The sequence below is a fragment of the Acidithrix sp. C25 genome (genome assembly GCF_904848545.2).
On sequence record NZ_CAJHCI020000006.1, the window covers coordinates 785,031 to 807,205 of the forward strand.

A 22,175-nucleotide genomic window follows, 5' to 3' on the forward strand; every position below is an offset into this window, starting at 1 on the left:
ATTTATCGAGATCTCCCGACCCTAGAATCCGAGGTGGCAAGGCATGAAAAGCTATCTTTCGAGCCGGATCAAAGCGATGTCGTATTTGCCCAAATGGCTGATATTGGCTTCAGTTATCGGGATTATTGCCGGATTGGGTGCCGTACTGTTCTTCGAAGCGCTTACGCTCGCAACGCACTTCTTTCTGGGATACCTTGCTAGTTACAAAGTTCCGACCCCAGCCGGCGAAGGGAACGTTTCGGGTTCGGGACACTATCTCAGGGCCTGGGCTATTCCGTTGGTCGTGGTACTTGGAGGATTGATCTCCGGGTTCATCGTCTTTACCTGGGCTCCAGAAGCAGAAGGCCATGGTACGGATGCGGCGATTGACGCCATTAACCGAAACCCCCGTGGAATTCGCCTACGCGCAGTCGTTGTCAAGATTATCGCGTCAGCCGTCACTATTGGTTCGGGAGGTTCCGGAGGTCGTGAAGGCCCAACAGCTCAGATAAGCGCCGGCTTCGGGTCCTTTTTGGCCCGCGTGCTTGACCTATCGCCGGAGGACGGCCGAATAGCGGTATCTGTTGGGATCGGTTCGGGTATTGGTGCAATATTTAGCGCCCCGCTTGGAGGAGCGGTACTCGCCGCGGATATTGTTTATAAGGATGACTTCGAATTCGAAGCCTTGTTGCCCGGTATGCTGGCGTCTATCATCGCATATGCGATTTTCGGGGCGGTTTATGGCTATCAACCCTTGTTCAGTATCCCAGGCGGATACAATTTTACTCAGCCAGTCCAACTGGTCTGGTTTGCGGTCCTTGGGTTGGTTTCTGGTGGCGTTGGCCTTCTGTATTCCCGGTCCTTCTATGGTATCGTCAAACTAGCGAGCAAGCTTCCATTCAGCAAGAAGCTACGACCAGCGCTTGGAGCTCTCCTAACCGGGTTGATTGCGCTATGGTTGCCCGAAGTCTTGGGAACAGGTTACGGATGGATCCAAAAGGGTCTCTCTTCTGACCTTCTTCACGTGCCCCTTTACATCATCATTTTGCTTCCTATCGCCCGTATTGCAGCAACAGCCTTCTCCATAGGAAGTGGGGGATCCGGTGGAGTCTTCGGCCCCGGTATGGTTATAGGAGGATTTACCGGGCTTGCCATCTGGCATCTGCTACAACCCTGGGCTCCCGGCATTGGCCACGATCCCGCCGCTTTTGTAGTGGTTGGAATGATGGCAGTCTTTGGAGGAATTTCACGTGCTCCTATTGCCGTGATGCTAATGGTGGGTGAAATGACGGGCAATATTAGCCTTCTAGCGCCTGCCATGATTGCTGTTGCCATCGCCTGGTTCATCGTAGGGCGTTCCGATGATAGTATTTACCGTTCGCAGTTGAGTACCAGGGCCGACTCGCCAGCAAGGACGCCGACCTTCGGGCTACCATTATTAACTTCCCTCAAGGTAGCCGATCTAGTTCATCCAACAGTTGTTAAATTCCAAAACAACCAGCGCGTTGTTGAGGCTCTCAGGGTACTTCGCGAAGCTGGCTTGCCAGGTGCTCCTGTTGTAAATGGTGACGAGAAATACTTGGGTACAGTGAGGACCGAGCGTCTCGAAGAGATTTCTTCTGCGGCTCCCGAAGCCGAGATCGAAGGGTCGATCGACTTTGCCAGCCCTACCATACCTCTGTCGGCCAAACTCGATACAGGCCTTGAGCTGCTTCTTCAATCAGGATTGGGATGGTTGCCGGTCACAGGCGAGGATCAGCGCATTGTGGGTATTATCTCCGCTAGCGATCTCGTCACTGGCTACCACGAAGTTCTAAATTCCAAGGTCGGTTACGCTTATGACCTCACGACTCGTGTCCTTGCTGTTGAAGAACGTGTTAGCAAAGGGGCACCGGTTATAGGCCACATAATACGTGATGCCGGTCTCCCTCCTGGCTGTGTGGTGGTATCAGTGCAGCACAAAGGTGTTCGAAGTTACGCATCAGGGTCGACTGAGATCTCTGAAGGCGACATTGTGATTGCAATAGTGGCGGCTGAGGAAGCAGTTGCACTGCTCCAACGGTTGCACGGCGAAGACAATGCGCCTAATTCGAAAAAAAGGTCCTTATAGGATCAGGCTAGCTGGCAAGAATAACCCGAGCGCCACAGGGCTTCCTGAATTGGTAGCTGTTTGATGAATTCCATGCTAAATCCAATGCTGCGCTGGATTTCCCCAATCTAAGGAAATCAAAGTTAGCGACGAGACAACAGTCAAATGGGATTTTCTGGACCGCCATAGTTTCGGGTGTAGTACGGAGTCCTCGCCACCGGAGAACTCCGTACTCTATATTTGCAATGTACTAAACAATCACGAGCAAAGGTCCATGACACCGTACCGTCTCACATTTAAAATGAGCTCAATTAGAAAGTATCTAACTGTATTGCCTTCCTGGAACCGATTATCAGAACAACCAAAAGATTGAATTTTAGCGTCAACTGCCTCCTGTCGATTGCTGCATCAACATCCCTTTAATCAACCTCGTACGTAGGAGAACTGGGTGACCACTTTCTTTTGGTAGGCTCAGTATCCCTTGTCTATGACGTAGCGATATGCTCTTTTGTAACCTTGAGCTTTGTGTTCTAGGACAAACGTTCTAAGGAGTTGCGTGATCTCTTCGTCTAGATCTGCACTTTTGCGTTCAGGTGCTACGGTACGCTGCGTAGAACGATTTTGACCTGCTACTTTGCAGGCTCGTCTCTTTAGAAACCCCGAATCGTATCTGTAGTTTGTGAACTACCATACGACACTAACGCAGAATCAAAGCTCAAAGACTCCATTGTGCTCTGATCGCGTTTGCATTCGGCTTGTTAATTATATATGGCACTTGCGAATCGATAAAATCAGATTGACCGAAGGCGACCCTGGTGTCGCCTTATATCGACGCTATAGAGAACCTATCGCGAGGCTCTTACTCGTGGAAGGGAACACCCGGGGCTGGATGCTCTCGTTCCGCCTTCAAGGTATGAGGGACTTGGACGATGCGCAAGAGCGTTACCAGGCCAACACCACCAATAATGTTGCCAATAGCAGCCCATCCTGCCGTCTCTGCCCATTGGAGATAGCCAAATGGAGCATGCCCGGTATTCAATGCGGCAAACATCAGGAGGGAATTCACTATCGCGTGGTTGAGGCCAGCGGCACCGAGCAAGAAGGCTCCAGTTACAGCGGCAACTATCTTCCCAGATGTTTGCTCTGTCCCGTGCTGCATCCAGGTCATGAGAGTTATAACGGTTCCACCAATAATCGCGAGGACCATTGCCCTAATTCCAAGACCAAGATCGACGTAGTAGGAACCCGATACAATTGCCTGTGACCTCAGCGATGGAAAACCGGCAATTATGAGCCAAGAAAAAATCCATCCTCCAGCGAGGTTTCCGACGAGTGTCCCGATCCAGAGTCGTATCAGACCCCGAAATTGAGCTTGGCGAGCAATAACAGTAGAGACCGGTATTAGAAAGTCTTCGGTGAATAGTTCGCTACGAGCCAATGCCAAGGCGATAAACCCTACCGAAAATGCAAGACCAGCTAGCAGCTTTGAGTGAGTGGTGTATTCAACGAGCAATAGAGCCAAGACACCAGTACCTACATCAATCCCCCCTACAAATCCGGTAGCCAGCAATGGCACCATTCGGCGGAAAATTCGACGACGCCCTTCGTCAACCGCACGAATGAAGGTATCTTCTACTTCTACCTCAGCGACAGAATCATCTAGGGCGGGGTCGGACCCAACGGCTGGTCGTGCTCGCTTGTCAGCCTTTTCCCCGGCTGCTAGCTTTTCATCAGACATATTTTACTCCTTTGATTAGGAGTTTTCTCTATGCGCAGTGGTAGGTTTCTCTTGAAGATTCCAAATGGACGATCCACCGTACGGCGAGGTATTACCTAGGTCTTGTTTGTTAAGGCTAGTCCTATCGCTTCGCCTTCTCGTCGTGTCGTCTCAATTGGGACGAGTGAGAACATCTGGCAAGGATCAAAATTGTTGTGCTATCCGTCGACTGAAAACAGCCATGACGCCCGTAACCACGCTGCTCGCTATGAACTCGCAGTAGCTTCTTGGTAAGTGAGGAAGTTGGAACGCGCTAAGAAATAGCAACTGCCAAGATAGTTGTTACCTACAAATATCGCTCATGCAGCTTGGATTTGGATCTGACGGAACTCAAAGCTCTTCCAACAGTAGCCAATTTCGCACGCAAAAAGTGCACCGAGGTTTTACTCACTATTTATCCAACGCGCTACCGTCGATGATGAGCGTGACGTCAAAGGAAAGTCGATTAGCGCAAGACAAAACAAGCAGTCCATCTGCAGCAGATAAATAGTAGGTCTTGAAGCTGCGATATCCACTGGGGAACTCGCTGTGCTCTACTGCCCGAGGCGTCAATGCGTTTGGCATCTGTTCAAGTAAGGCATGAACCAAACAATAGGGCGAGAACATCGCTCGAAGTTGGTTCCTTTAAAATTACCGATTACCGCAGATGCTTGTGCTTTCAAAAGATATCGGATGCACTGGTGAAAGTGCCACCTTGTCTGACCTTAGTCCGAAACAAATCTCGTTGTAATTTTCTACCGCTACTCCACGGGAACATCGAATGGAAGCAGACTCGAATATCCATACTTCAGCTTCATTTCTATCAACTGAAGGGGTAAGCTCGTCGTCCACGTTCGTACGATCGAAGGGTTGGTCTCCATCACTATGACCAAGAAGGGACTTAGCGTCCTAGCGACTTATTCTAAGGTCCGCAAAGGTAACCAACCGGAGTGCACATAAGCGGTGAGGCCGGTTTCGTAGTTGGTAACTCGAGTCAGATAATTGGGATGCTTTCTATAGGAGATCTCATCCGCCGCTACTAAAAAGAGGTTCTCCAAGCGATTGGGATCGAGCACTTCAGCGACTACCCGCTCGCAGATCGAACCTACTGTTCTGAACGAAAATGCGGCTGACTTTGGTAACGGTGGCATTATCCACCTTGTAGGTTGACCAGGCAACCAGGTGCTAAAAAACTTGTTCAAAGCGTGAATATACTACTGATCGTGCAAATGGAACTGATTTGATCATTACGCCATGGCTTGGATACTTCGTTCGTCCAAGTTGACAGCAGGACTAAGTTTGGCGCACTCCAATATCCACATGTCTGAAGCTGGAGTTGATGGTTCTGGTATTGTAGGGGAAGTTCGTACTGTAATTGGAATTACGACATCCAAGCTTGAAGCGGGTGAACTTGAGCTTTACAGCTACCTCTCCTTTTATAAGAGAAACTTCACTTATAACGACACGTTTTAATCCAAGGATCGAATTAGCTAAATTGGTAGCTATATCAGGTCCGGTCTACCTTTTTGAGTGTTTCTCAACTAAAAATTGAGGGACTTGGATCCTGTAAAATTTCTTAAAGGGCTACCTCAGATCCGAAAGATAGGTGTTTACTGGGATTGTCGCTTGCTTTAGTGGTACCTGGGACCCGTATCTATGTCAGGAAAGCCTCAAATATTTGGCATCCTGCCGAATTCGAAATAGACAAGGTCGGACCTTGCCAAATCAGATACCACGGCTCGATTATTGGCGCACTCCGTTCCTCTTGGAACTGGTAGGCGTTTATAACTACCTAATCATTGCCGATGCGTCGCACTACAAAGGTGTCTCGCAAAAGCATCAATACTCTCGATTAATCGGTCAACTATTTCACGATAATGTAAAGCGTTAGACACCAAATTATCTGAGGAAAGGAGACTGCCGCTAATCAAGAGTACGGAATTGTAAAAGCCGTCGTAGAACTGAAGATGGTGAGCTAATGCTGGAGTTGCGATAAAATCATTAAGGTGAGGTCGGAAAGGAGCGGGGTCATGCGCGTCGACAGAATTAGCCAAAGCGGTGCATTGTCGTGTTGAAATCACCTCGAAACTCTCACTGGCAGGTTCGAAAGCGACTGTCCCGAAGCCTATTTTTAGTGTTATCCACGATACTGATCTCTGATTGCGGTACTTCGGCCGTGACCTCAAACACTACTTTGCCGCCCCAATCTAGTACTACCAGTACCACGCTTGCTGTTCCTAATTCAACTACCACGACCGTGGCAGCAACCTTGAGCTTATCTGCTACTGAGACGAAATTAAAGTCGAATAAATCTCTATATCCTGCTCCTATCGGCGCCTCCAAATATTCATCGTGCCCCAATCCTCTTGGAGTGGTTGATGGTTCAAATCCCGCTGGACAGTTGAGGAACTCCTTGATCCAGACGACTCGAGAGTGGCTCATGGCTTCTTCAATACCTTCGCGACTTATCTTGTCGGATAGGGCACTATGGACCCAGGTCTCGCTAGGGCCTACGCAAAATCCAGTCATGTCAGCTACGAGTGCAGAACATGTGCAGCTTCAGATCACCAAGTCGACGTCTCTTAGCGCTTATTCAGGTTGCTTTGCAAAGATAGTAAAGGACAGCGCCTTGGTCGTGGTATGCAATGTTGCAACTGCAACGGTAGCGGCCTGCGATCCAGGACTTTCCCTAGAACTGTACGCCCTCGATCGATCCGGTCATTGGCTTATGTGGCAGGAACTTGCCTAGCGATGAATGCCATTTGCTAACGATCGAGCAGAGCTATCTTCCATTTTCAGATCAGACTCTAAAGGTTGGGGGGTGTATCAAGGCCAACCATCGAACGTTCCAAACGCTTCAGATCATTGTCGATAATCTTCGTCTAGGATCTGCTCGATTAGTGCCTAGGAGGTATCCCAGTATTGGTGAGTAAGAATATTACACATCCCGATAATACTTCGCCATGGAATCTCTGGTCGTTCGCTCCTGAACTCATCACTTAATCCGTTGACGGCTTCGCCAATAACTCCGATTTGGGCATCACCGCAGATCGATACACTCATCCTCGCTCTCGTTACTCGCCCGCCAACGAACGATCCTGGGAGTCGCTACTAATATGTCAGCGACGCGTTCGACGCCATGTCGACCGCGCTGACTCCAATGGGAGAGCTTCGGACAATATTTTTGGCTCTATTGACCTTCATGTGGATCAACTCGCCCTATCGTACGAAAGTTTGAGATCAATAGTTCCACAAGAAAGCATGACCAAAGCTAGAGTTGCCTCAGCAGAATGTAGTCCATAACATCTAGCAATGATCGAGCGGATCTTGGTGCTCAAACCTTCAACTCGACCATTTGATACGCCCTTGTCAAAGCAAAGGGATCAATTGCGGCCATGATGCCCGCCTTATGGGTCCGAATTGTCTTTGACAATCGGACGAAGGTTTCAATCCGGGACCGAGAAGCTCGGGAACACCATCGCTCTAAGGGAGTTCACTTACCTCATCGTTAGAGAGATCTCCAGCAAATACAGCTCTTAGGGACTCCTTCATCTCGTATGCCCGCTAGAGTTTTCCACCGGTACGCTTGATTCGAAGTAGGGTTTCACCCTGGCAGTCAGTCAAATCTCCGGGGTTCTTTAGTAGTGCCCACCGCGCACCTGCGAACTTGCGGTCATATTCTTCGAGAAGGAAGTTCTCTCATCTGGCGCCATAGGTCGCATCTAACCTCTACTAGGGCTTTTTGTTCTCAACTTGGAATTACTCACCAAACGCGACACGGAACTGTAGCTTATCTATGCAACTTTCAACATAGCTGACTTGAGGGAGCTCAGTTGGTGAAATATCACCAATACGTAAATGTCTCCGCTCTCGGTTGTACCATTGGATCCAGACGAAGATCTCTATTCTTGCCTCCTCTCTAGTATCGAAGACTGTTCGATACACGAGCTCCTTCTTCAACGAGGCACAAAAGCGCCTCGGCCATAGCGTTGTCATACGATTAGCCGGTCAACGGTGAATCTCCAACGCTCCCCATCGACTTACAAGAATTGAGCGAGTCGTAGCATCTCTCTGACCTCGATACTCGTATATTGAGATCCGTGGTCGGAGTTAAGCCGAATTCGGCTTAACTCCGATTGTGCCGAGGTTTTCATTAAGCCGAGGAATTAATGTTATGCCAGCGTAGACGTGGATAGCTGGACAATTTCTCGGCTTAATATTTCGGTGTCAACGCGGGCTACGTGGAACCAGAAGTCCATCCTTGGTGAGGATGTTCTCGGCGGGGATATCGTTGCTGAAGTCTTCATCTTCGAGGTGCACTCGGTCCCTAACGGCGTAATGTCGATTCGCGCGGCCTTAGCATCTACATTCTTCCCTTTCGCAAAAACATATAGGCGAGACTGAATATAACGATAATCAGCAGGAACATTAAGCCGAGGAATTAGTCAACAAACCTCTCACGTCCAGGGAAAATTTAGATTCCTCGGCTTAATGAAAACCTCGGCATAATCAGAGTGAAAAATGGTATCTGACATCAGTACCTTTCCCCTGGTAGATCTGGCTTTATCGAGGCAATCTATAAACATCTGGGTGTCCATTACCTCGCTATCGAGTATCCAAGGATCCTTACTTGAATCGCGTCCATGATGCAGAGTAACCTTCCTACAACCAGCCCTCCCTGGTGCCGATGTAGGTAAGGTCGCTAACTCATAACTTGTCGGGTGCATCGACGGAAAAGTTACGCTGAACCAAATCAGAACTCTTTCTGGCATGTCAATCTGGCCTAGTGGTGATTGTTTTAGCTCTTCCACAAGCCCCAGTAATGGATAACTCGGCCATCAGGCGACTAGCGGTCGCTCTAGAGATACCAACACCCATGGCTCTAGGTTTATGGGTAAGCCTCGGTGCCCTGTAGATCCTACGGTTAGCTGAGAAGGCTTCAAGTAGCCTCGTCTTCAGTTCCTCACGAGCGCTATTTAGCTCTTCGAGTTACTTTCTCCTCACCGCCCAACGATAATAGGCAGAACGCGATACAGCTAAGACTCTGCAGGGCAAACTGATCGGAAAGTCGGCCTTCTGGACATCGATGATAGAAGCACCCTAGTTTCGTTGGACTTTCCCTTATCCAGAAGGTGCGAAAACTCAAGTCGCTCACTCCTTTTCCATTTACGGGCTTGCTCTTATCTCCTTGCGGAGACGGTTGATCTCGTCGGCCACAACACATCCGATCTTTCACCGCTGCTAGCCTTCTTTGCTCTCCGAGCGTTGTAGACCCAGTTGTTGAACGTCGCCTCTGAGATACCCAACTCTTCTACTACCTGTCCAATGGAACGATATTTGGATCTCCGCAAGTTTGACTGCGTACCTTTTAAATCTGAGTCAAACTCCTCTACGAGGCGTTACCTCTTTTGGATGCAATTGAAGGCTCTGCATTCTCCTTCGAATTAGGGAGAGTCGTGTCGCGTATCGTGAGAAGGTTTAAGACTTCCGGTCGCTAATTAGAGGTGGTGGTTGATATTTGACCAAGGCGACTAGCTGGGATGATACATTAAAGTAGTACTAACTTGCATTTGCACTTTTCGTGTTTTTAGATGTGTAGCCGCTTTCATATGCGATCGAAAGGATGATTGTTTGAATCCCAATTTGAAGCAGGATAGTTCTCTAGAGCGACACTTTGAGATGGCCGAAGCAACGGTTGATGAGTTGGTTCGTATTGTAAATTCCATCAGCGCTCGGGGGAAAAAGGCTAAGAAGGCCTCTCAAACTGGCTCAGTTCGAGATTACATCCTTGCTGTGACTGAATTGAAAACATTGGTTGAGGGGATTGGCTCGGTGGTGGATGAACTTAGTTCCCTTGCTGAAGTAGATGTCTCAAAGATAATGGAGTCGGGCTCTTACAAGGAGGAACTATTTTCTCTTTGCGAGGAGGAAGATATAAGGATTATTGAATCCGATGGAAAATTCCTCTCCTATCCGACAATAATCTCGCTTTCTCCCTCAGATGCAACAGTGATCATTGAAAAGAAGAAACAGCGGGGGATTCGCCCTAGTTTTTTGGTTGCTCAATTGAAAGGCCTCTCAAAGCGCCAATTTGGATTAAAGCCAGAAACATTTATTGAGATGATCGCAACTGCTTATGACCTAGTAGTTGCCGAAAAGGAGTTCCCAGCAGGTACAGTTGTCAAACTTGTGGATCTCTATAGAGTTTTGACGATTCTTCCAGCTGCTAAGAGTTACACGAAATCGGAGTTTGTGCGAGATATCTATCTGCTCGATCAAAGTGGAATTGATACCACCAGAGGTGGCCGTGTCTTGAAGTTGCCAGCAAGTGCAATGACTCGAAGTTCCGGCACGATGGAGACAGTTGCTAAAGGTGGTCAGATCAAGCTATACGCAGGAATCTCCTTCGAGGTGACGCAATGATAGATAGCGATAAGTATCTCGAGTTTTTCTCTCAAGAATATCTAACGAGCTATATACCCAGGGGAGGTACTACGACAAAGTTTGTCTTACCACCTTCCGGTGAAGAGGCTAACTTTGTTGATGCTATCTGTTCGCAAGCACAGTCGAGTGGACATTTAGTGGCACGAATTGATTCAGCGACCTCCAAGGTGCAGATGATCGAGCAGATTTTTTTTGGTATCGCAAGGCAGATCGATTGGCAAAAGCTAGCAAATAGCTTTACCAGAATTGCAGCCCATAGTGCAGGATATCCAGTTCCCAACGACGATCAGGATCTTTCTCTAGCGATGTTGGCTTTTTCTTATGGGGCTGATGAACGTGAAGTTAAACGCGATATCAATATCGTTCTTCAGCAAAGGATCTTCAAAGATTACTCTATGGTTGGAGAGTTTCGCATAGCAATGATGCGACTTTGCCAGTACGAACTCAAGAGCGGACAGGTTACAGAACTAGAGCGTGATTCAATAATTGCTTGGCTGGAGGGATCCCTAAGGCAGATCTCTCTATTGAAGAGTGCTCTAATCTTTCGTAAGATCTCTCGTTCGAATGCGAGGGCAATGCTCTTTTCTCTCTCTCGATGGATAGTGGCGAATGGCTATGAGGGATTTCTATTGACGCTCGATATCCGTCAATTTCAGAAATTGAGAAAAGAACCAGACATTGAGTCGCCCGGAATAATTTATAGTCGCAATGCAGTAATGGATGCCTATGAATCATTACGCCAACTCATCGACAATGCGGACGAATTTTCTAATTTTGCCACGATCGTCGTTATCTCACCTGAGTTTTTGAGTGACGACTCGCGAGGCCTGTCAGCCTATCAAGCCCTTAAGCTGCGGATTTATGACGAGGTGAGAGATAAAAACCGTGACAACCCATACTCTTCTCTTATTTCTCTCTCCTCTTCAACCGCGGAGGAGCTCTCCCAAGATCTCTTAGATGGTAACTTGGCAACTTTGAAGGAGGTGTCGCATTGAACGTGGATCAAGAGAGCTTAGAAGATGTACGACAGATCGCCCGGCGAGCGATAGAGGCACTTCGATCTGGAGTTCCTAATGGCGAGAGTGTCAAGGCACTTGGAACAACGCAGCGTTCGATTGTGGATCGATTTGAAGGTTTGCTTACCGAGACCTCCGATGCTACCAGCGATCGATCTTCCTTTGGCATGGTCATCAAGGGTGGTTTTGGATCAGGAAAGAGTCACCTGCTTGAATATCTAGGCGAAGTCGCATTGGCCAAACGTTTTGTGGTCTCAAAGATTGTCATCTCCAAAGAGACTCCGCTTCACAATCCTACTGCAATGTTTCGCGCGGCGATAGCTTCAGCTAAAGTACCAGAACGATCTGGATCGGCTATCGATGAGATTGCAGCTGCATTGAAATTTGATTCACCTCGATATGCCGCGCTCTATTCTTGGCTCCATCAGCCCGAGTGTAAGCTAGACCAGCGCCTTAGTGCGTCACTGCGGCTATTTGAGAGCTTTCAGGGTGATGAGGAGTTTGCCGAGAAGCTTACTCAGTTTTGGGCCGGAGAGCCCTTTTCTATAGCAGAGATGAGAAAACGCCTTCGCGAAGCTGGTTGGTTGGGAGGTTATTCTCTTCGTTCCACCAAGGCAATGGATCTCTCCTTGGATAGATTTGCATTTGTATCCCGCTTGATTCATGCGGCGGGTTTTTCTGGATGGGTGCTTTTGATCGACGAAGTTGAATTGATCGGACGTTACTCCCTGATGCAACGGGCAAAGTCCTATGCGGAGATTCGTCGCTGGGTGGAGGGTTCTAAGAAATACCCACCTTCGCCAATTATCTCGGTTCTAACCAGTGTGGACGACTTTGAAGGAGAAGTCCTAATCGGTAAGGGTGACTATAACAAGATTCCCCAACGCTTAGCTGCCAAAGACCGACTCGAAGAGGCAATGCTTTCAATCGACGCTATAGCTGGGATGAAGATATTGGGCAGTCGTCAATCAGAGCTTCAGTCTCCAAATGATAATGAATTGAACGTAACCTATGAGGCAATTCGAAGAATTCACGGCGCTGCCTATAACTGGGACCCACCACATGTGGGTGGGCTAGAGAGGTTGGGCTCAAATAGAATGCGTCAGTATGTGCGAGCGTGGATCAATGAGTGGGATTTGATCCGTCTTGACCCTACCTTCATACCGCAGACTACCGTAACCAAGGTTGAGATTGACTATGGGGAAGACGGTGATTTGACTCAGTCCCCGTTATTCGAGTCGGTTGATAACTCTTAGGCAAAGCGATAAGATTCTTCTTTTCTTTTTGAAACCATGGTTTCTCGAAGGCATAGACCTTTGACTTCTGGATGGATTTACTTGATTCTTCAAGTGATCTTTAGCCCATGGATGGTAACCGATCGTCGAATTTGACGATCGGTTCCTTCGATAGGTAGAAAGGTGCGATGTTGTATTGATTTGTGGTGTAAATCGTTACCAACGGTTCAAGTAATTCTAATATCTCCATATGCTAAAAATTATTGCTTTGTAAATCCATTTGGGTAACTGTTCGCGGAATTATTAAGGCAACCGGAAACGTTGACACTCTTGGAAATATCGAACTGATAGACCGCCAAGAACTTCGAGTTAAATCCTTTTTAGACTTTATCTCATTTGCTTGCTGTCGTAGCAGAATTGACTCTTCACTCTCATGGGCAGATGAATCGATTTGCGCGATAACTCCATGTTCGAAGAGAGTATTAGCCGGGATGGTTTGTACTCAAGGAGCCAACCCGTTGATTCTTGATGAACTTTCGGAGATCGACATATTGTCGGTAAAATGAGATAACTTTACAAGATCAGTCATTGTCTGTATAATCAGACAATGAGCCTTTAGAGTGACTATGAATTCACTATGCCCAGAGAGACAGATAGTGAATTCATAATCATTGTACCTCAGTCATTTGGACTAGCGATTAGAGAATTTCGCAACATCGTAGGTGTGACTCAAGTAGAGCTTGCAAGAAAATCCGGGCTACATCGCAGAGCTCGAAACTGGTTCGACTACAAATGCAGTCAAATATTTGGTAGATGCATTTAATGCTCTGAACCTAGAGATCATCGTTCGACCCCGTAGCGAAGTTTCATAGAGGTATGGACTTAGAAATTTGGCGAAATGGTGAGTGTATCGCACTAATTAGCGAAAAGCGAAAGCGAATGCAACTTCGTTATACAGATGGAGCACGTCCGATTGGAGCACCTCTTGTATCAGTAGCAATGGCCGTAAGTTCAAAACCCTATGGAGATAAAAAGGTACGCGCATTTCTTCGAGGGTTGCTTCCAGAGTGAGAAGCGCGTCGAATCTTGGCTTACGACTTCAATACCGCAATAATTTAGTTGCCGAACCCACCATGGTCTAAAGGCAAGACAAGCACCTCGACCTTCACTCCTTTTGGCACTACTCTTGAATTGATTTAACCAAGAGGAACTCATCCAAGCCGAAGCGACCAAATTCTCTACCGATTCCTGATTTTTTGTATCCTCCAAATGGAGCATTGGGGTTGAACGCCCCTCCGTTGATCTCTACTTGTCCAGTTCGTATCTGACGTGCAATTGATAGAGCTCGTTCTTGAGTCGATGCCCACACTCCGCCTGCAAGACCGTAATTAGAGTCGTTTGCAATTGCAATTGCCTCTTCTTCTGTGTCAAAGGGTATTATGACGAGCACTGGGCCGAATATCTCCTCTTGAGCAATTGTCATATCAGAAGAGACATTTGAAAAGATCGTTGGTTTGACAAAGAATCCAGTATCAAGGCCATCGGGTTTGCCAAGGCCGCCGGTTACTAGAGTCGCGCCCTCGTCGATACCTATTGAGATATAGTGTTGCACCCTATCCCATTGAGACTTCGAAACTAGGGGACCGAGGCGGGAATTCCTAGCAAAAGGATCGCCAACAGTCATCTTTTCAGCAGTTTGCGCTGCGATCTGCTCTACTTCCGTAATTTTGTTTCTCGGAACGAGCATTCTCGTCAAAGCAGAGCAGGTCTGTCCTGAATTGAGAAATGCCTTTGATACTCCATCTGCGACTGCGCGTTCAAGGTCAGCATCTTCGAGAATGATATTTGCACTCTTTCCACCTAGTTCAAGAGTAGCCTTTGCGATGCGTGATCCGCAAATTTCAGCGATTCGGCTCCCTGCTCGAGTAGATCCTGTAAAAGAGACCATGTCGACGTCTGGATGTGAAGCTATAGCCTCACCGACGATTGGACCGACCCCGCAAACTAGGTTGAAGACTCCGGCAGGTAAACCAACTTCGTCCACTATCTCGGCTAGAAGGAATGCGTTCAATGGTGCGACCTCTGACGGCTTTAGGACAACTGTGCAACCCGCAGCAATTGCATAGGCTACCTTTGCGGCTATCTGATGGAGAGGGTAGTTCCATGGGGTGATACATCCAACAACACCAATTGGCTCTCGAACAATGGTCGAGTTCCCAGAGCGCTCTTCAAAATCAAAGCTTGATGCTATCGATGCTGCGGTGTTGAATGAATTTATAGGTAAACCTACTTGGATGAGGGAGCTTAGGTTTTTTACCATGCCGACCTCTTGAGTAACGATTGTGGAGATTTCGTCTAGGCGAGCTTGAAGCCCCTCGGCAATTCTTGTGCAATACTTTGAGCGCTCATCTACTGATACCTTTGACCAAGTCTTGAATGCCCTCTTTGCTGCATCTACCGCCTTTTCTACGTCGGCAGCAGTGCCGGCAGGGACCGTTGCCATAACCTCTTCGGTGGTGGAATTGATGACGTCAATAGTCGAGGTTGCATTGGACTTAATCCACGATCCATCTACGTATATAGAATCTCTAACTATCATGAAGGGCTCCCTGTAAGTAATAGTGAAATTGAAAGACTGAATTCGGAGCTGCCCTTCGCCAACTTTTGAGCGGGGCAAGCTACTTCTAATCGTAGCACTTAGCGAATTGCTACGCTCGTTATAGTAGTGCCAGCGAAATTGAGTCGCCGAATAATGACACAACGTGGCAATTTGTTTGACGGTTCTAAGGAGACGAGTTCACAAAAAACTTCCCTAATCTCTCAATCGATTGATGCAATTTTGAGGAAAGGATCGATCATGATTTGCTTTGTTTATATTGCAAATTGGGATTCTTTTCGATCCTGTGGATAAATTATCAACATTCCTCAAGTTCTCGTCCTGTCGAGTTATTCATAATCCACTTGAGCAGATGCCAACCATCCAGACACCTAGGGTATCTAACAGCTAGGTCTCTCCATAAGTCGGGCAATTCGCTCGTTACAATCATCATTGAGTGGATGCTTAGGATGGTGTAGTCAGACCTATTCAATTGTTGTTTTAGCAGTTAATTGGAGAACCTTCAGGGACGATACTAGAACTTGGTGGAGGTGCGTTGTCCTTATTCGAACTTCGAACCACCAGAGACCTGTTCGGACTCCTACTACACGACCTCAACGAAGAGTCAGGTAAGTATCCCAAAAACCTTCGCAATTGACATTGCGTTGACTAAACAACGACTGCAAGGCTGGTTAGCACCGCGGCCGAGAGGGCAGCCACGGTCGTGCAAGACTGCTCGATGATGTTCGACACGAGCTCATCGTCGAGGCGAAGCAGTCCTAGCAACAAATGGCCAGGGAGGATGTGATGGTGGTGCAGTTCCTGAGCAGTTCGAAGCGATAGCTCTAGTGTCCGCTTTGCGTTGGGAGTAAAGGTTGGCGGGCAGGTCCGAGTGATCGATACGCGCCGATCAGGGGCGCTTTCGAGTGCGCCCGCCCCAAAGGTTCCATCGACCGCTGCTCGGACGCCCCCGTAGTCGATCCCGATAGAGCTCATCACTTCAGGATCGGCCTGCTCTGCTGGCTGTTCAGCCGTACGTGGGAGAATTCGTCGAATAGCCACTGCCGTGATACCGCACTCTCGTAGGGGCCCACCCGCAGTCTCATCCCGGACTTCGGCGCAGCCGTAAAGAAGATGGCCCACACTCAAGTAGCGAGAGCCCAGCTCTATGGCGAGATCCTGTGCTCGGAAAAAGACCGCTTTGGATGACTCCGCGAATATCGACATTTGCTCAGCTCCTTTTCTAAGTGCTTGGGTCAGCGTGGAATCCATGCTTTTGGTTTACAGCCTGCTTGGATACACCGAGCTCTGAGGCGATCTGGGACCACGACCAACCAAGGTCGCGGGCTCTGTCAACGTGCAAGTACTCCAACTGTTCGGCTAGCCGTCGAAGGGAAGCAACGGCTCGAAGCCCAACTGTAGGATCGTCACTTCCCGCGCTTTCCGCTAGGTCAGGATGCGTCACGATTGTCAATCTATCTTGTCGGAGCAAAGTTGTCAAGGCAGATTGTCATTTTGAATCATACTTATCAAGTTTCGTAAGCAAGAGCCATTTTGGAATCAGATTCGCGGAGTAGCGGATGTGGAGACGCAAACACACATGTATTGAGAAGTCGCTCTACCAAGGACATTTCAAAGTGCCTTGCGTTGAATCGGTATGCGAATTCCTCGAGGCATAAGTTGCTTATGTTCTTGGTGAGTCCGTGGTAGGTTCTGTCGATAAATTTCTTGGAGTTTACAATTGAGGATCTTGAGCCATTTGAATGTTACATGTGATTGTTCGTCTTTGGATAGAGTGAACCCGTGCGCTAGTCCAAGGTCTTTCAGCACATACCCCGTAACTTGGGTTACCATCACTTATCAGCTTGGTATTAGAATCTCAACGTCTCACAAAAACATCTTTGGGTGATTTAGCAGTGGTATCTTTGATTACTTCCATGAAGCAATGAGTAGGAGCACCATTGCTAATCGATATTCAAATTAGGAGATTGGTTTGGGTCGTTGCTTTTCCTCTTTAGTCTTCACCATGGCTCTCACCACCTAAAAAGAACTCATCTACTCAGGCGTTTTCTCCAAGTTTGTATAAACCATCTCGGTCAGCCGGTACGCTCAGCCATTGCGCTCAGCCATTGCGCTCAGCCATTGCCTTAGGTAGCTTATTTAACATCAACCATCCAGTCGAATAAGATACTTGAACGAATTTAGCAAGGGCTCTAATGGCTAGGGGGTAGTAGCTGAAAGACCACGCTTGTCGTTGGACAATAGATAGATAGCAGAAAACCACTAGGAAAAAGAGATATGGCTTCGATGGAAGATGGTTCCGGAGGTAACGCTAGTTTGGCGGTGACAAGATTTACATTGAAAAAGTGGAGCTCGAGATGCTGCATTTCTTGAAATGATTTGGCCTTACTAAAGTAAATTGATCGAAGTTACACTTTGGACATCTAAATCCCTCATAGCAATAGCAATTTGATCAAATGATCTTCACATGCTTACTTTGAAGCGAAGCGTACCATAAAGCCTGAGATATCCACCATGCCACCTTAGTAGAACATCTGTTCTACTAAGGATTAGCTCCAATCTGGTCTCGGTGGAGGCGAAACTTACGAAACTCGATAAGTATGTTTTCAAATGGCCGTTGACAGGCTGGATTCGACGACTAATGTTCCGCGTTGTCCTGACGGACACCAACGTTCTGTTTGGCAGGACCGTCCGCGACTACTTGATCTAAACCCATCAGTTTGGTCTAATCGAATTTCGCTGGTCTGACAGCATCATGGTCGAATTGGAGACCAAACTGGCCCGCAAGTACGCAGACAAGAACCCGAACGCATCTAAGGACGCAACGCGGCTGCGTTGGCTATTGGAGAAGCACTTCCTTGAGTCGATGGTCGCCGTGGAATCAGAGTATTACGTCTTCGACGATCCCGAATTAAAGGATCCCGATGGCGAGCACGTCCTTGCTGCGGCGTTGGCGGCCGAGGTGGATATCATCTGCACTAACCATAAGGACGGGTTTTCCTCCGAGGAGGTTGACCCGAATTATGTAGGAGTTCCCGTTTGAAATGGCTCTGATACACCAAAAAGTCGTCTCGATGAACCCCAAACTCAGTGAGATACAGACCATTGCAAAACTCGACGTAGCAAAATGTCCGAATGTAGCCCGTGGCGCAGCGATGATTGCGTTGCCCGGTGGCTCCCACTGGGTGTCAGAACACAAGAAATCTGGACGAGGCTTCTCGAGTGGTCACCGGCTACGCAATCCCAGTCGGTGCGAGGAGCTTTACTTCAGCAAGTGATTGCAACGCTCGAGAAGAATTCAATGGTGCACGATTCAATTATCGGAAGTGTTCCCATTGCCGGAGGTTCACCATCGAACAGCGCGCCCCTGGCTAGCGTCTTCGGAGCCGAGGTAGAGTCTGCGAACATTTGCCAAACAGGTTGGCTGTTGCCGCATGGCCACCGAGATCATGCTGCGTGATCAGACTCGAGATGGTCCGGTCGCGATTACCTGAGCTACACGAAGAGATTCATTCACTATCTCACAATGCGATGAACTCCTCCGGGGATTCGGTTGTGACGACTTATTAAGTACCGTTTCCCGTCAACTCGGTGGTTCTGCTTCAGTAGTCTCACGAAAGGTTAGCGTCAACGGGGCAGGGCCAGCCACAGGATCTGGTCTGCGCTATCGCCAATGGCGCAATTGTGGCTGTTCATACCCATTCGTTACTTTCCAATATCTCACCTACTGGACCGAATAGCCATAGCGAGAGTTATCGGTTCTCACAAGTCACTCTTAGCCAACCTAAGATCCAAAGACGTTATGATAATTGATGACTCTGGCCTAACGCCGATTGCATCAAGGGGTAACCGCGAGCTATTAATATTCTTTGATGATCACAAGGGTTACCCCCGTTATCGGCGCTAACGAAATTCTATTTAGTACCTGATCTTCTTGATCGATTCCTTAGGGCTGGTGGCTCCAGCTTTTCCCACTGAATTCCACTGGTAAAGAAACGTTTACATTGATGCCGTGATATCGTTTGAATCTTGGCAATTGCGCCAGCTTTTGCTGGCTTTACGTTGTCTAATTCATAGAGAGCCGCTGCCATTTATCTCTAGTTCCTCTGGATACTTATTCATTGCTATTCTGTCTTCGCTTTCTTGGAAACACAAATCAAGCGAAGTAACAACGTTCATAGCACTGAAGCCAATTTTAGGTATGGCAGTTAACCTTAGGTAGGGGAGTATCGAATCAAGCAACTGTATCTAGATCCCGAAAAACAGCGTTTTTAAAATACACCAACTATACATACTTTGTGTATAGTTGGTGTATGGCAAAGATCAGAACCAATATTGACATTGAGAGCGTTTACCTCGAAGCCATCATGGATCGGTACGGCATCCACACTAAAACCGAAGCGGTCAATTTAGCTTTGCGGTGGATGGCAGGACAACCTATGACCCGAGAAGAAGCTCTTGCGATGCGTGGTGCACATGCTATCGGTGAAATTCCAGTAGACGGCGAACCGACGCCTCGATGATTTTGGCTGACAAATCGGCATGGATTGAATTCGACCGTGCTACGGGAAGCTCGGTTGACTTGCGAATTACCGAACTTATAAGTAACAGCGGTTCATTAGTCGTTACAGAGCCAATAATCATGGAGATAATAGCTGAGGCAAGAAGCCAACAGCATGAATCTGACTTACGCCGTCTATTACTTAGATTTGATCTTCTTGGTTTCGATGCAGCCATAGATTTCGAGGGTGCCGCGAGACTTTACCGTAAATGTCGCCTCTCAGGCATAACACCTCGTGGCATGGTCGACTGTATGATCGCTTGAGTAGCGAGCAGATACGAAGCTTCATTGCTAACTTCCGATGCTGACCTAATCAGAATTGCAAAGATTGCACAAATTGACATAGATGATGCTTCAATTTTCAAGTAGGTTCGAACAGGCAAACACCACAACGTCGTGTCAGGTATGCTCTTTTGTAACCTTGAGCTTTGTGTTCTAGGACAAACGTTCTAAGGAGTTGCGTGATCTCTTCGTCTAGATCTGCACTTTTGCGTTCAGGTGCTACGGTACGCTGCTTAGAACGATTTTGACCTGCTACTTTGCAGGCTCGTCTCTTTAGAAACCCCGAATCGTATCTGTAGTTTGCGAACTACCAAAGAAGTGAGATTTTAGGGTTAGAAGTTTCTTATCGTCACCTTCTTGGCCATTGCAATATCAAGAGCCTGGTCAGCAACGATGCTCTTTAGACGATGGTTCTTTAGATTCAAGTTCAATGAGTAAGCTTTACTTTGGTTCCCTTCAATGCAGCGTAGGTACTCTTCCATCGGTGCCAGGTCGTCTCGGTAACTGCAGCGCCTTAGTTCTTTTATGGCAAAGCGGCAACTTCACTTATGGTTGCACCGTCATTTAGCATCTTGTCCCCTTCGGCGATCTTCTTGCGCACCTGCGCCCTGCTTACCTTGAGTAGAACGGGTATGCCTTTTGGACTTCACATTAGTTTCCTCCATCTACATTATGGATACAAAGCTGATATTGGTAGCGGATCAATTAAATGGGAGCCTTCCATCGGCGCTCGCTAGATATGATTTGACACACGAGATTCCGAGGATGTTCGATGTCAAAATGCCTTTGGCGGACTTATAGATTCGCAAGGAAATTTGCTGCAAACATCCAAGTATTGAGCGAGACGTAGCGATCCAGCAATCTCCCTAAGTCAATAATTGAATAGGCTCAAATACCATGAGAATTGTCTCCTTGGTGCCATCAATATCTGAAACGCTTCTCGCAGCAGGTGCTAACGTCGTCGGCGTTACGAGGTACTGCAATCGCGACGACTTACCATTAATAGGAGGCACGAAGGATCCTGACTTGGCAAAGATAGCGAGCTTAGAGCCTGATCTTGTAATTTTGGATCGCCACGAGAATTTACTTGCAGATTACGAACTTCTGCGGCAAGCCAAAATGGATACTTTTGCAACTTCAATATCATCAATTTCCGACATGAACCGCGACTTTACCGAGCTATCAAAGATTATCAACTTAGAGCTTCCAAAGTTCGATGATTTCATAAGGTTACCTTCTCGAATAAAAGTTCTTGTTCCAATTTGGCGACGACCCTATATGGCCCTCGGACCTGACACTTATGGCGGTGATCTCCTGTCTCACTTAGGCTTTGAGGTTATTGGGGGTGAAACGACATATTCAAAGATCGACCTTGAGGACTTTGTAGGACGAGTCGATTTGATCATCGCCCCAAGCGAGCCATATAAATTTACTAAACGCCAACTTCCTGAACTAGGTGCAATCTCTGAAGTGATCTTCGTAGATGGTCAAGATCTCTTTTGGTGGGGAAGTCGGACTAAAGTGGCACTCCAAAGACTTGCTAGGAAGCTTTCGGCTTACTAGAACTGCCAATTGGATTTTTAGTACCGATAACTGGGGGTGAATGCCAAGGGGGGACGAAATGATACGGTATTCGGTATCATTTTCTCTGTCGAGAGGAGGATGCGGTCATTTATAATTGATAGTTTCGAGAAGTTCTACAGTACTTGATAGCGAATATTCAAACGGTAGACATTCAGAGGTAGATGGATGTTCGCTAGATAGCAGGCCACTAAGGTGATAAAAGCGATCTCAAACATGCAATTGGGATAGTTTGTACTTATTTCCAACTAAGTACAAACTTCATTCAGGAGGATTCGCTGTAAATGGTTTTCGGGTAAACAATCAGCAATTCGGTGCAGTACTTGCTGTAGAGATTCTTTTAGGGTTCGCAATGTGGGACACATACCACGCAGCGTGGTAAAATGCGATATCTTCGGGATGGCATTAACGTAGGACGATCTAATTTAGATTTGTATATTTTCGGATCACTCCAAATGCTCACGAAATTCGAACGTTCCCAAATGGCCAGCTAGCGCCAATGTCAATGAAGATTATGTGTATCCAATTGCTTCAATCACTGATCTAATCCGGAGAGTAAAAGTTCAACCGACAGTTGCGCAGTTGAATTGAGTTCGAAGTTGATCTATGAAGATA

At 47.5% G+C, this 22,175-nt stretch carries 22 protein-coding genes and 4 pseudogenes; 14 read left to right on the plus strand and 12 right to left on the minus strand.

Features of this window, described 5'->3' with window-relative positions:
- Positions 1-43: 43 nt before the first annotated feature.
- Both ACIDITHRIX25_RS72620 and ACIDITHRIX25_RS000000104175 read left to right on the plus strand, forming a co-directional pair.
- Positions 44-1,384, plus strand: a pseudogene (locus ACIDITHRIX25_RS72620) (chloride channel protein); the annotation flags it as partial.
- Positions 1,364-2,089, plus strand: a complete 726-nt coding sequence (locus tag ACIDITHRIX25_RS000000104175) for a CBS domain-containing protein (protein ID WP_407071669.1) — start codon at positions 1,364-1,366, stop codon at positions 2,087-2,089. The pseudogene ACIDITHRIX25_RS72620 and the gene ACIDITHRIX25_RS000000104175, both read left to right, overlap by 21 nt.
- Positions 2,090-2,927: 838 nt before the next feature.
- Here ACIDITHRIX25_RS000000104175 and ACIDITHRIX25_RS72625 read toward each other — a convergent pair.
- The 3 genes from ACIDITHRIX25_RS72625 to ACIDITHRIX25_RS72635 form a co-directional block, all read right to left on the minus strand.
- Entirely contained in the window at positions 2,928-3,806 is an 879-nt protein-coding gene (locus tag ACIDITHRIX25_RS72625; RefSeq protein ID WP_201732529.1) for a formate/nitrite transporter family protein, read from the minus strand.
- A 429-nt stretch (positions 3,807-4,235) separates the two neighbouring features.
- Complete coding sequence (locus ACIDITHRIX25_RS72630) at positions 4,236-4,451, minus strand: hypothetical protein (protein WP_052604401.1); 216 nt, start codon at positions 4,449-4,451, stop codon at positions 4,236-4,238.
- 290 nt (positions 4,452-4,741) lie between these two features.
- Positions 4,742-4,975, minus strand: coding sequence for a hypothetical protein (locus ACIDITHRIX25_RS72635; protein WP_052604399.1), 234 nt, complete (start codon positions 4,973-4,975; stop codon positions 4,742-4,744).
- A gap of 103 nt (positions 4,976-5,078) precedes the next feature.
- Between ACIDITHRIX25_RS72635 and ACIDITHRIX25_RS72640 the strand changes: the two genes are divergently transcribed.
- A complete protein-coding gene (locus tag ACIDITHRIX25_RS72640; RefSeq protein ID WP_052604398.1) occupies positions 5,079-5,297 on the plus strand; it encodes a hypothetical protein in 219 nt (72 codons plus the stop codon).
- Positions 5,298-5,915: 618 nt separating this feature from the next.
- Here ACIDITHRIX25_RS72640 and ACIDITHRIX25_RS72645 read toward each other — a convergent pair.
- On the minus strand, positions 5,916-6,266 hold the full coding sequence (locus ACIDITHRIX25_RS72645) for a hypothetical protein (protein WP_152625828.1): 351 nt from the start codon (positions 6,264-6,266) through the stop codon (positions 5,916-5,918).
- Here ACIDITHRIX25_RS72645 and ACIDITHRIX25_RS72650 point away from each other — a divergent pair.
- On the plus strand, positions 6,265-6,573 hold the full coding sequence (locus ACIDITHRIX25_RS72650; protein ID WP_152625827.1) for a hypothetical protein: 309 nt from the start codon (positions 6,265-6,267) through the stop codon (positions 6,571-6,573). The genes ACIDITHRIX25_RS72645 and ACIDITHRIX25_RS72650 overlap by 2 nt on opposite strands.
- Positions 6,574-6,728: 155 nt before the next feature.
- On the opposite strand, the gene ACIDITHRIX25_RS72655 is transcribed toward ACIDITHRIX25_RS72650, so the two are convergent.
- The 4 genes and pseudogenes from ACIDITHRIX25_RS72655 to ACIDITHRIX25_RS000000104190 all read right to left on the minus strand — a co-directional run bounded on the left by ACIDITHRIX25_RS72655 (position 6,729) and on the right by ACIDITHRIX25_RS000000104190 (position 7,820).
- Positions 6,729-6,887, minus strand: a complete 159-nt coding sequence (locus ACIDITHRIX25_RS72655) for a HepT-like ribonuclease domain-containing protein (protein WP_082058439.1) — start codon at positions 6,885-6,887, stop codon at positions 6,729-6,731.
- 146 nt (positions 6,888-7,033) lie between these two features.
- Positions 7,034-7,165 (minus strand): annotated as a pseudogene (locus ACIDITHRIX25_RS000000104180) (hypothetical protein); the annotation flags it as partial.
- Positions 7,159-7,299, minus strand: a pseudogene (locus tag ACIDITHRIX25_RS000000104185) (hypothetical protein); the annotation flags it as partial. The pseudogenes ACIDITHRIX25_RS000000104185 and ACIDITHRIX25_RS000000104180, both read right to left, overlap by 7 nt.
- Before the next feature lie 284 nt (positions 7,300-7,583).
- Complete coding sequence (locus ACIDITHRIX25_RS000000104190) at positions 7,584-7,820, minus strand: IS3 family transposase (RefSeq protein ID WP_052604395.1); 237 nt, start codon at positions 7,818-7,820, stop codon at positions 7,584-7,586.
- A 1,635-nt stretch (positions 7,821-9,455) separates the two neighbouring features.
- Between ACIDITHRIX25_RS000000104190 and ACIDITHRIX25_RS72660 the strand changes: the two genes are divergently transcribed.
- The 6 genes from ACIDITHRIX25_RS72660 to ACIDITHRIX25_RS72685 all read left to right on the plus strand — a co-directional run bounded on the left by ACIDITHRIX25_RS72660 (position 9,456) and on the right by ACIDITHRIX25_RS72685 (position 13,590).
- Complete coding sequence (locus ACIDITHRIX25_RS72660; protein WP_201732530.1) at positions 9,456-10,247, plus strand: hypothetical protein; 792 nt, start codon at positions 9,456-9,458, stop codon at positions 10,245-10,247.
- A complete protein-coding gene (locus ACIDITHRIX25_RS72665; protein ID WP_052605267.1) occupies positions 10,244-11,263 on the plus strand; it encodes a BREX system ATP-binding domain-containing protein in 1,020 nt (339 codons plus the stop codon). Before ACIDITHRIX25_RS72660 ends, ACIDITHRIX25_RS72665 begins: the two co-directional genes overlap by 4 nt.
- A gap of 2 nt (positions 11,264-11,265) precedes the next feature.
- Positions 11,266-12,540, plus strand: coding sequence for a BREX system ATP-binding domain-containing protein (locus tag ACIDITHRIX25_RS72670; RefSeq protein WP_249685692.1), 1,275 nt, complete (start codon positions 11,266-11,268; stop codon positions 12,538-12,540).
- A 242-nt stretch (positions 12,541-12,782) separates the two neighbouring features.
- The gene (locus ACIDITHRIX25_RS72675; protein ID WP_201732532.1) at positions 12,783-13,085 is read left to right on the plus strand and encodes a hypothetical protein; all 303 of its coding nucleotides are present in this window, start codon (positions 12,783-12,785) and stop codon (positions 13,083-13,085) included.
- Positions 13,086-13,259: 174 nt separating this feature from the next.
- A complete protein-coding gene (locus tag ACIDITHRIX25_RS72680; protein ID WP_268749147.1) occupies positions 13,260-13,391 on the plus strand; it encodes a hypothetical protein in 132 nt (43 codons plus the stop codon).
- A 4-nt stretch (positions 13,392-13,395) separates the two neighbouring features.
- Positions 13,396-13,590: a HipA N-terminal domain-containing protein gene (locus tag ACIDITHRIX25_RS72685; protein WP_052605264.1), complete on the plus strand. Its 195-nt coding sequence runs from the start codon at positions 13,396-13,398 to the stop codon at positions 13,588-13,590.
- A gap of 109 nt (positions 13,591-13,699) precedes the next feature.
- Here the strand turns inward: ACIDITHRIX25_RS72685 and ACIDITHRIX25_RS72690 are convergent, their stop codons facing one another.
- The 4 genes and pseudogenes from ACIDITHRIX25_RS72690 to ACIDITHRIX25_RS72705 all read right to left on the minus strand — a co-directional run bounded on the left by ACIDITHRIX25_RS72690 (position 13,700) and on the right by ACIDITHRIX25_RS72705 (position 17,592).
- Positions 13,700-15,118, minus strand: a complete 1,419-nt coding sequence (locus ACIDITHRIX25_RS72690) for an aldehyde dehydrogenase family protein (protein WP_201732533.1) — start codon at positions 15,116-15,118, stop codon at positions 13,700-13,702.
- Positions 15,119-15,784: 666 nt separating this feature from the next.
- The gene (locus ACIDITHRIX25_RS72695; RefSeq protein ID WP_201732534.1) at positions 15,785-16,342 is read right to left on the minus strand and encodes a Clp protease N-terminal domain-containing protein; all 558 of its coding nucleotides are present in this window, start codon (positions 16,340-16,342) and stop codon (positions 15,785-15,787) included.
- A gap of 16 nt (positions 16,343-16,358) precedes the next feature.
- Positions 16,359-16,583: a helix-turn-helix domain-containing protein gene (locus ACIDITHRIX25_RS72700; RefSeq protein ID WP_201732949.1), complete on the minus strand. Its 225-nt coding sequence runs from the start codon at positions 16,581-16,583 to the stop codon at positions 16,359-16,361.
- 61 nt (positions 16,584-16,644) lie between these two features.
- Positions 16,645-17,592: pseudogene (locus ACIDITHRIX25_RS72705) on the minus strand (IS1595 family transposase).
- Between the two features lie 272 nt (positions 17,593-17,864).
- Here ACIDITHRIX25_RS72705 and ACIDITHRIX25_RS72710 point away from each other — a divergent pair.
- The 4 genes from ACIDITHRIX25_RS72710 (at position 17,865) to ACIDITHRIX25_RS72725 (ending at position 21,542) form a co-directional block, all read left to right on the plus strand.
- Positions 17,865-18,179, plus strand: coding sequence for a PIN domain-containing protein (locus ACIDITHRIX25_RS72710; RefSeq protein WP_268749148.1), 315 nt, complete (start codon positions 17,865-17,867; stop codon positions 18,177-18,179).
- A gap of 1,270 nt (positions 18,180-19,449) precedes the next feature.
- Positions 19,450-19,659 (plus strand): type II toxin-antitoxin system VapB family antitoxin, encoded by a 210-nt coding sequence (locus ACIDITHRIX25_RS72715; RefSeq protein WP_052605258.1) that lies wholly within the window; start codon positions 19,450-19,452, stop codon positions 19,657-19,659.
- Entirely contained in the window at positions 19,656-19,961 is a 306-nt protein-coding gene (gene vapC / locus ACIDITHRIX25_RS72720) for a type II toxin-antitoxin system VapC family toxin (RefSeq protein WP_201732536.1), read from the plus strand. The genes ACIDITHRIX25_RS72715 and vapC overlap by 4 nt, the downstream gene beginning before the upstream one ends.
- Before the next feature lie 915 nt (positions 19,962-20,876).
- On the plus strand, positions 20,877-21,542 hold the full coding sequence (locus tag ACIDITHRIX25_RS72725; RefSeq protein WP_201732537.1) for a helical backbone metal receptor: 666 nt from the start codon (positions 20,877-20,879) through the stop codon (positions 21,540-21,542).
- Positions 21,543-22,175 lie beyond the last annotated feature (633 nt).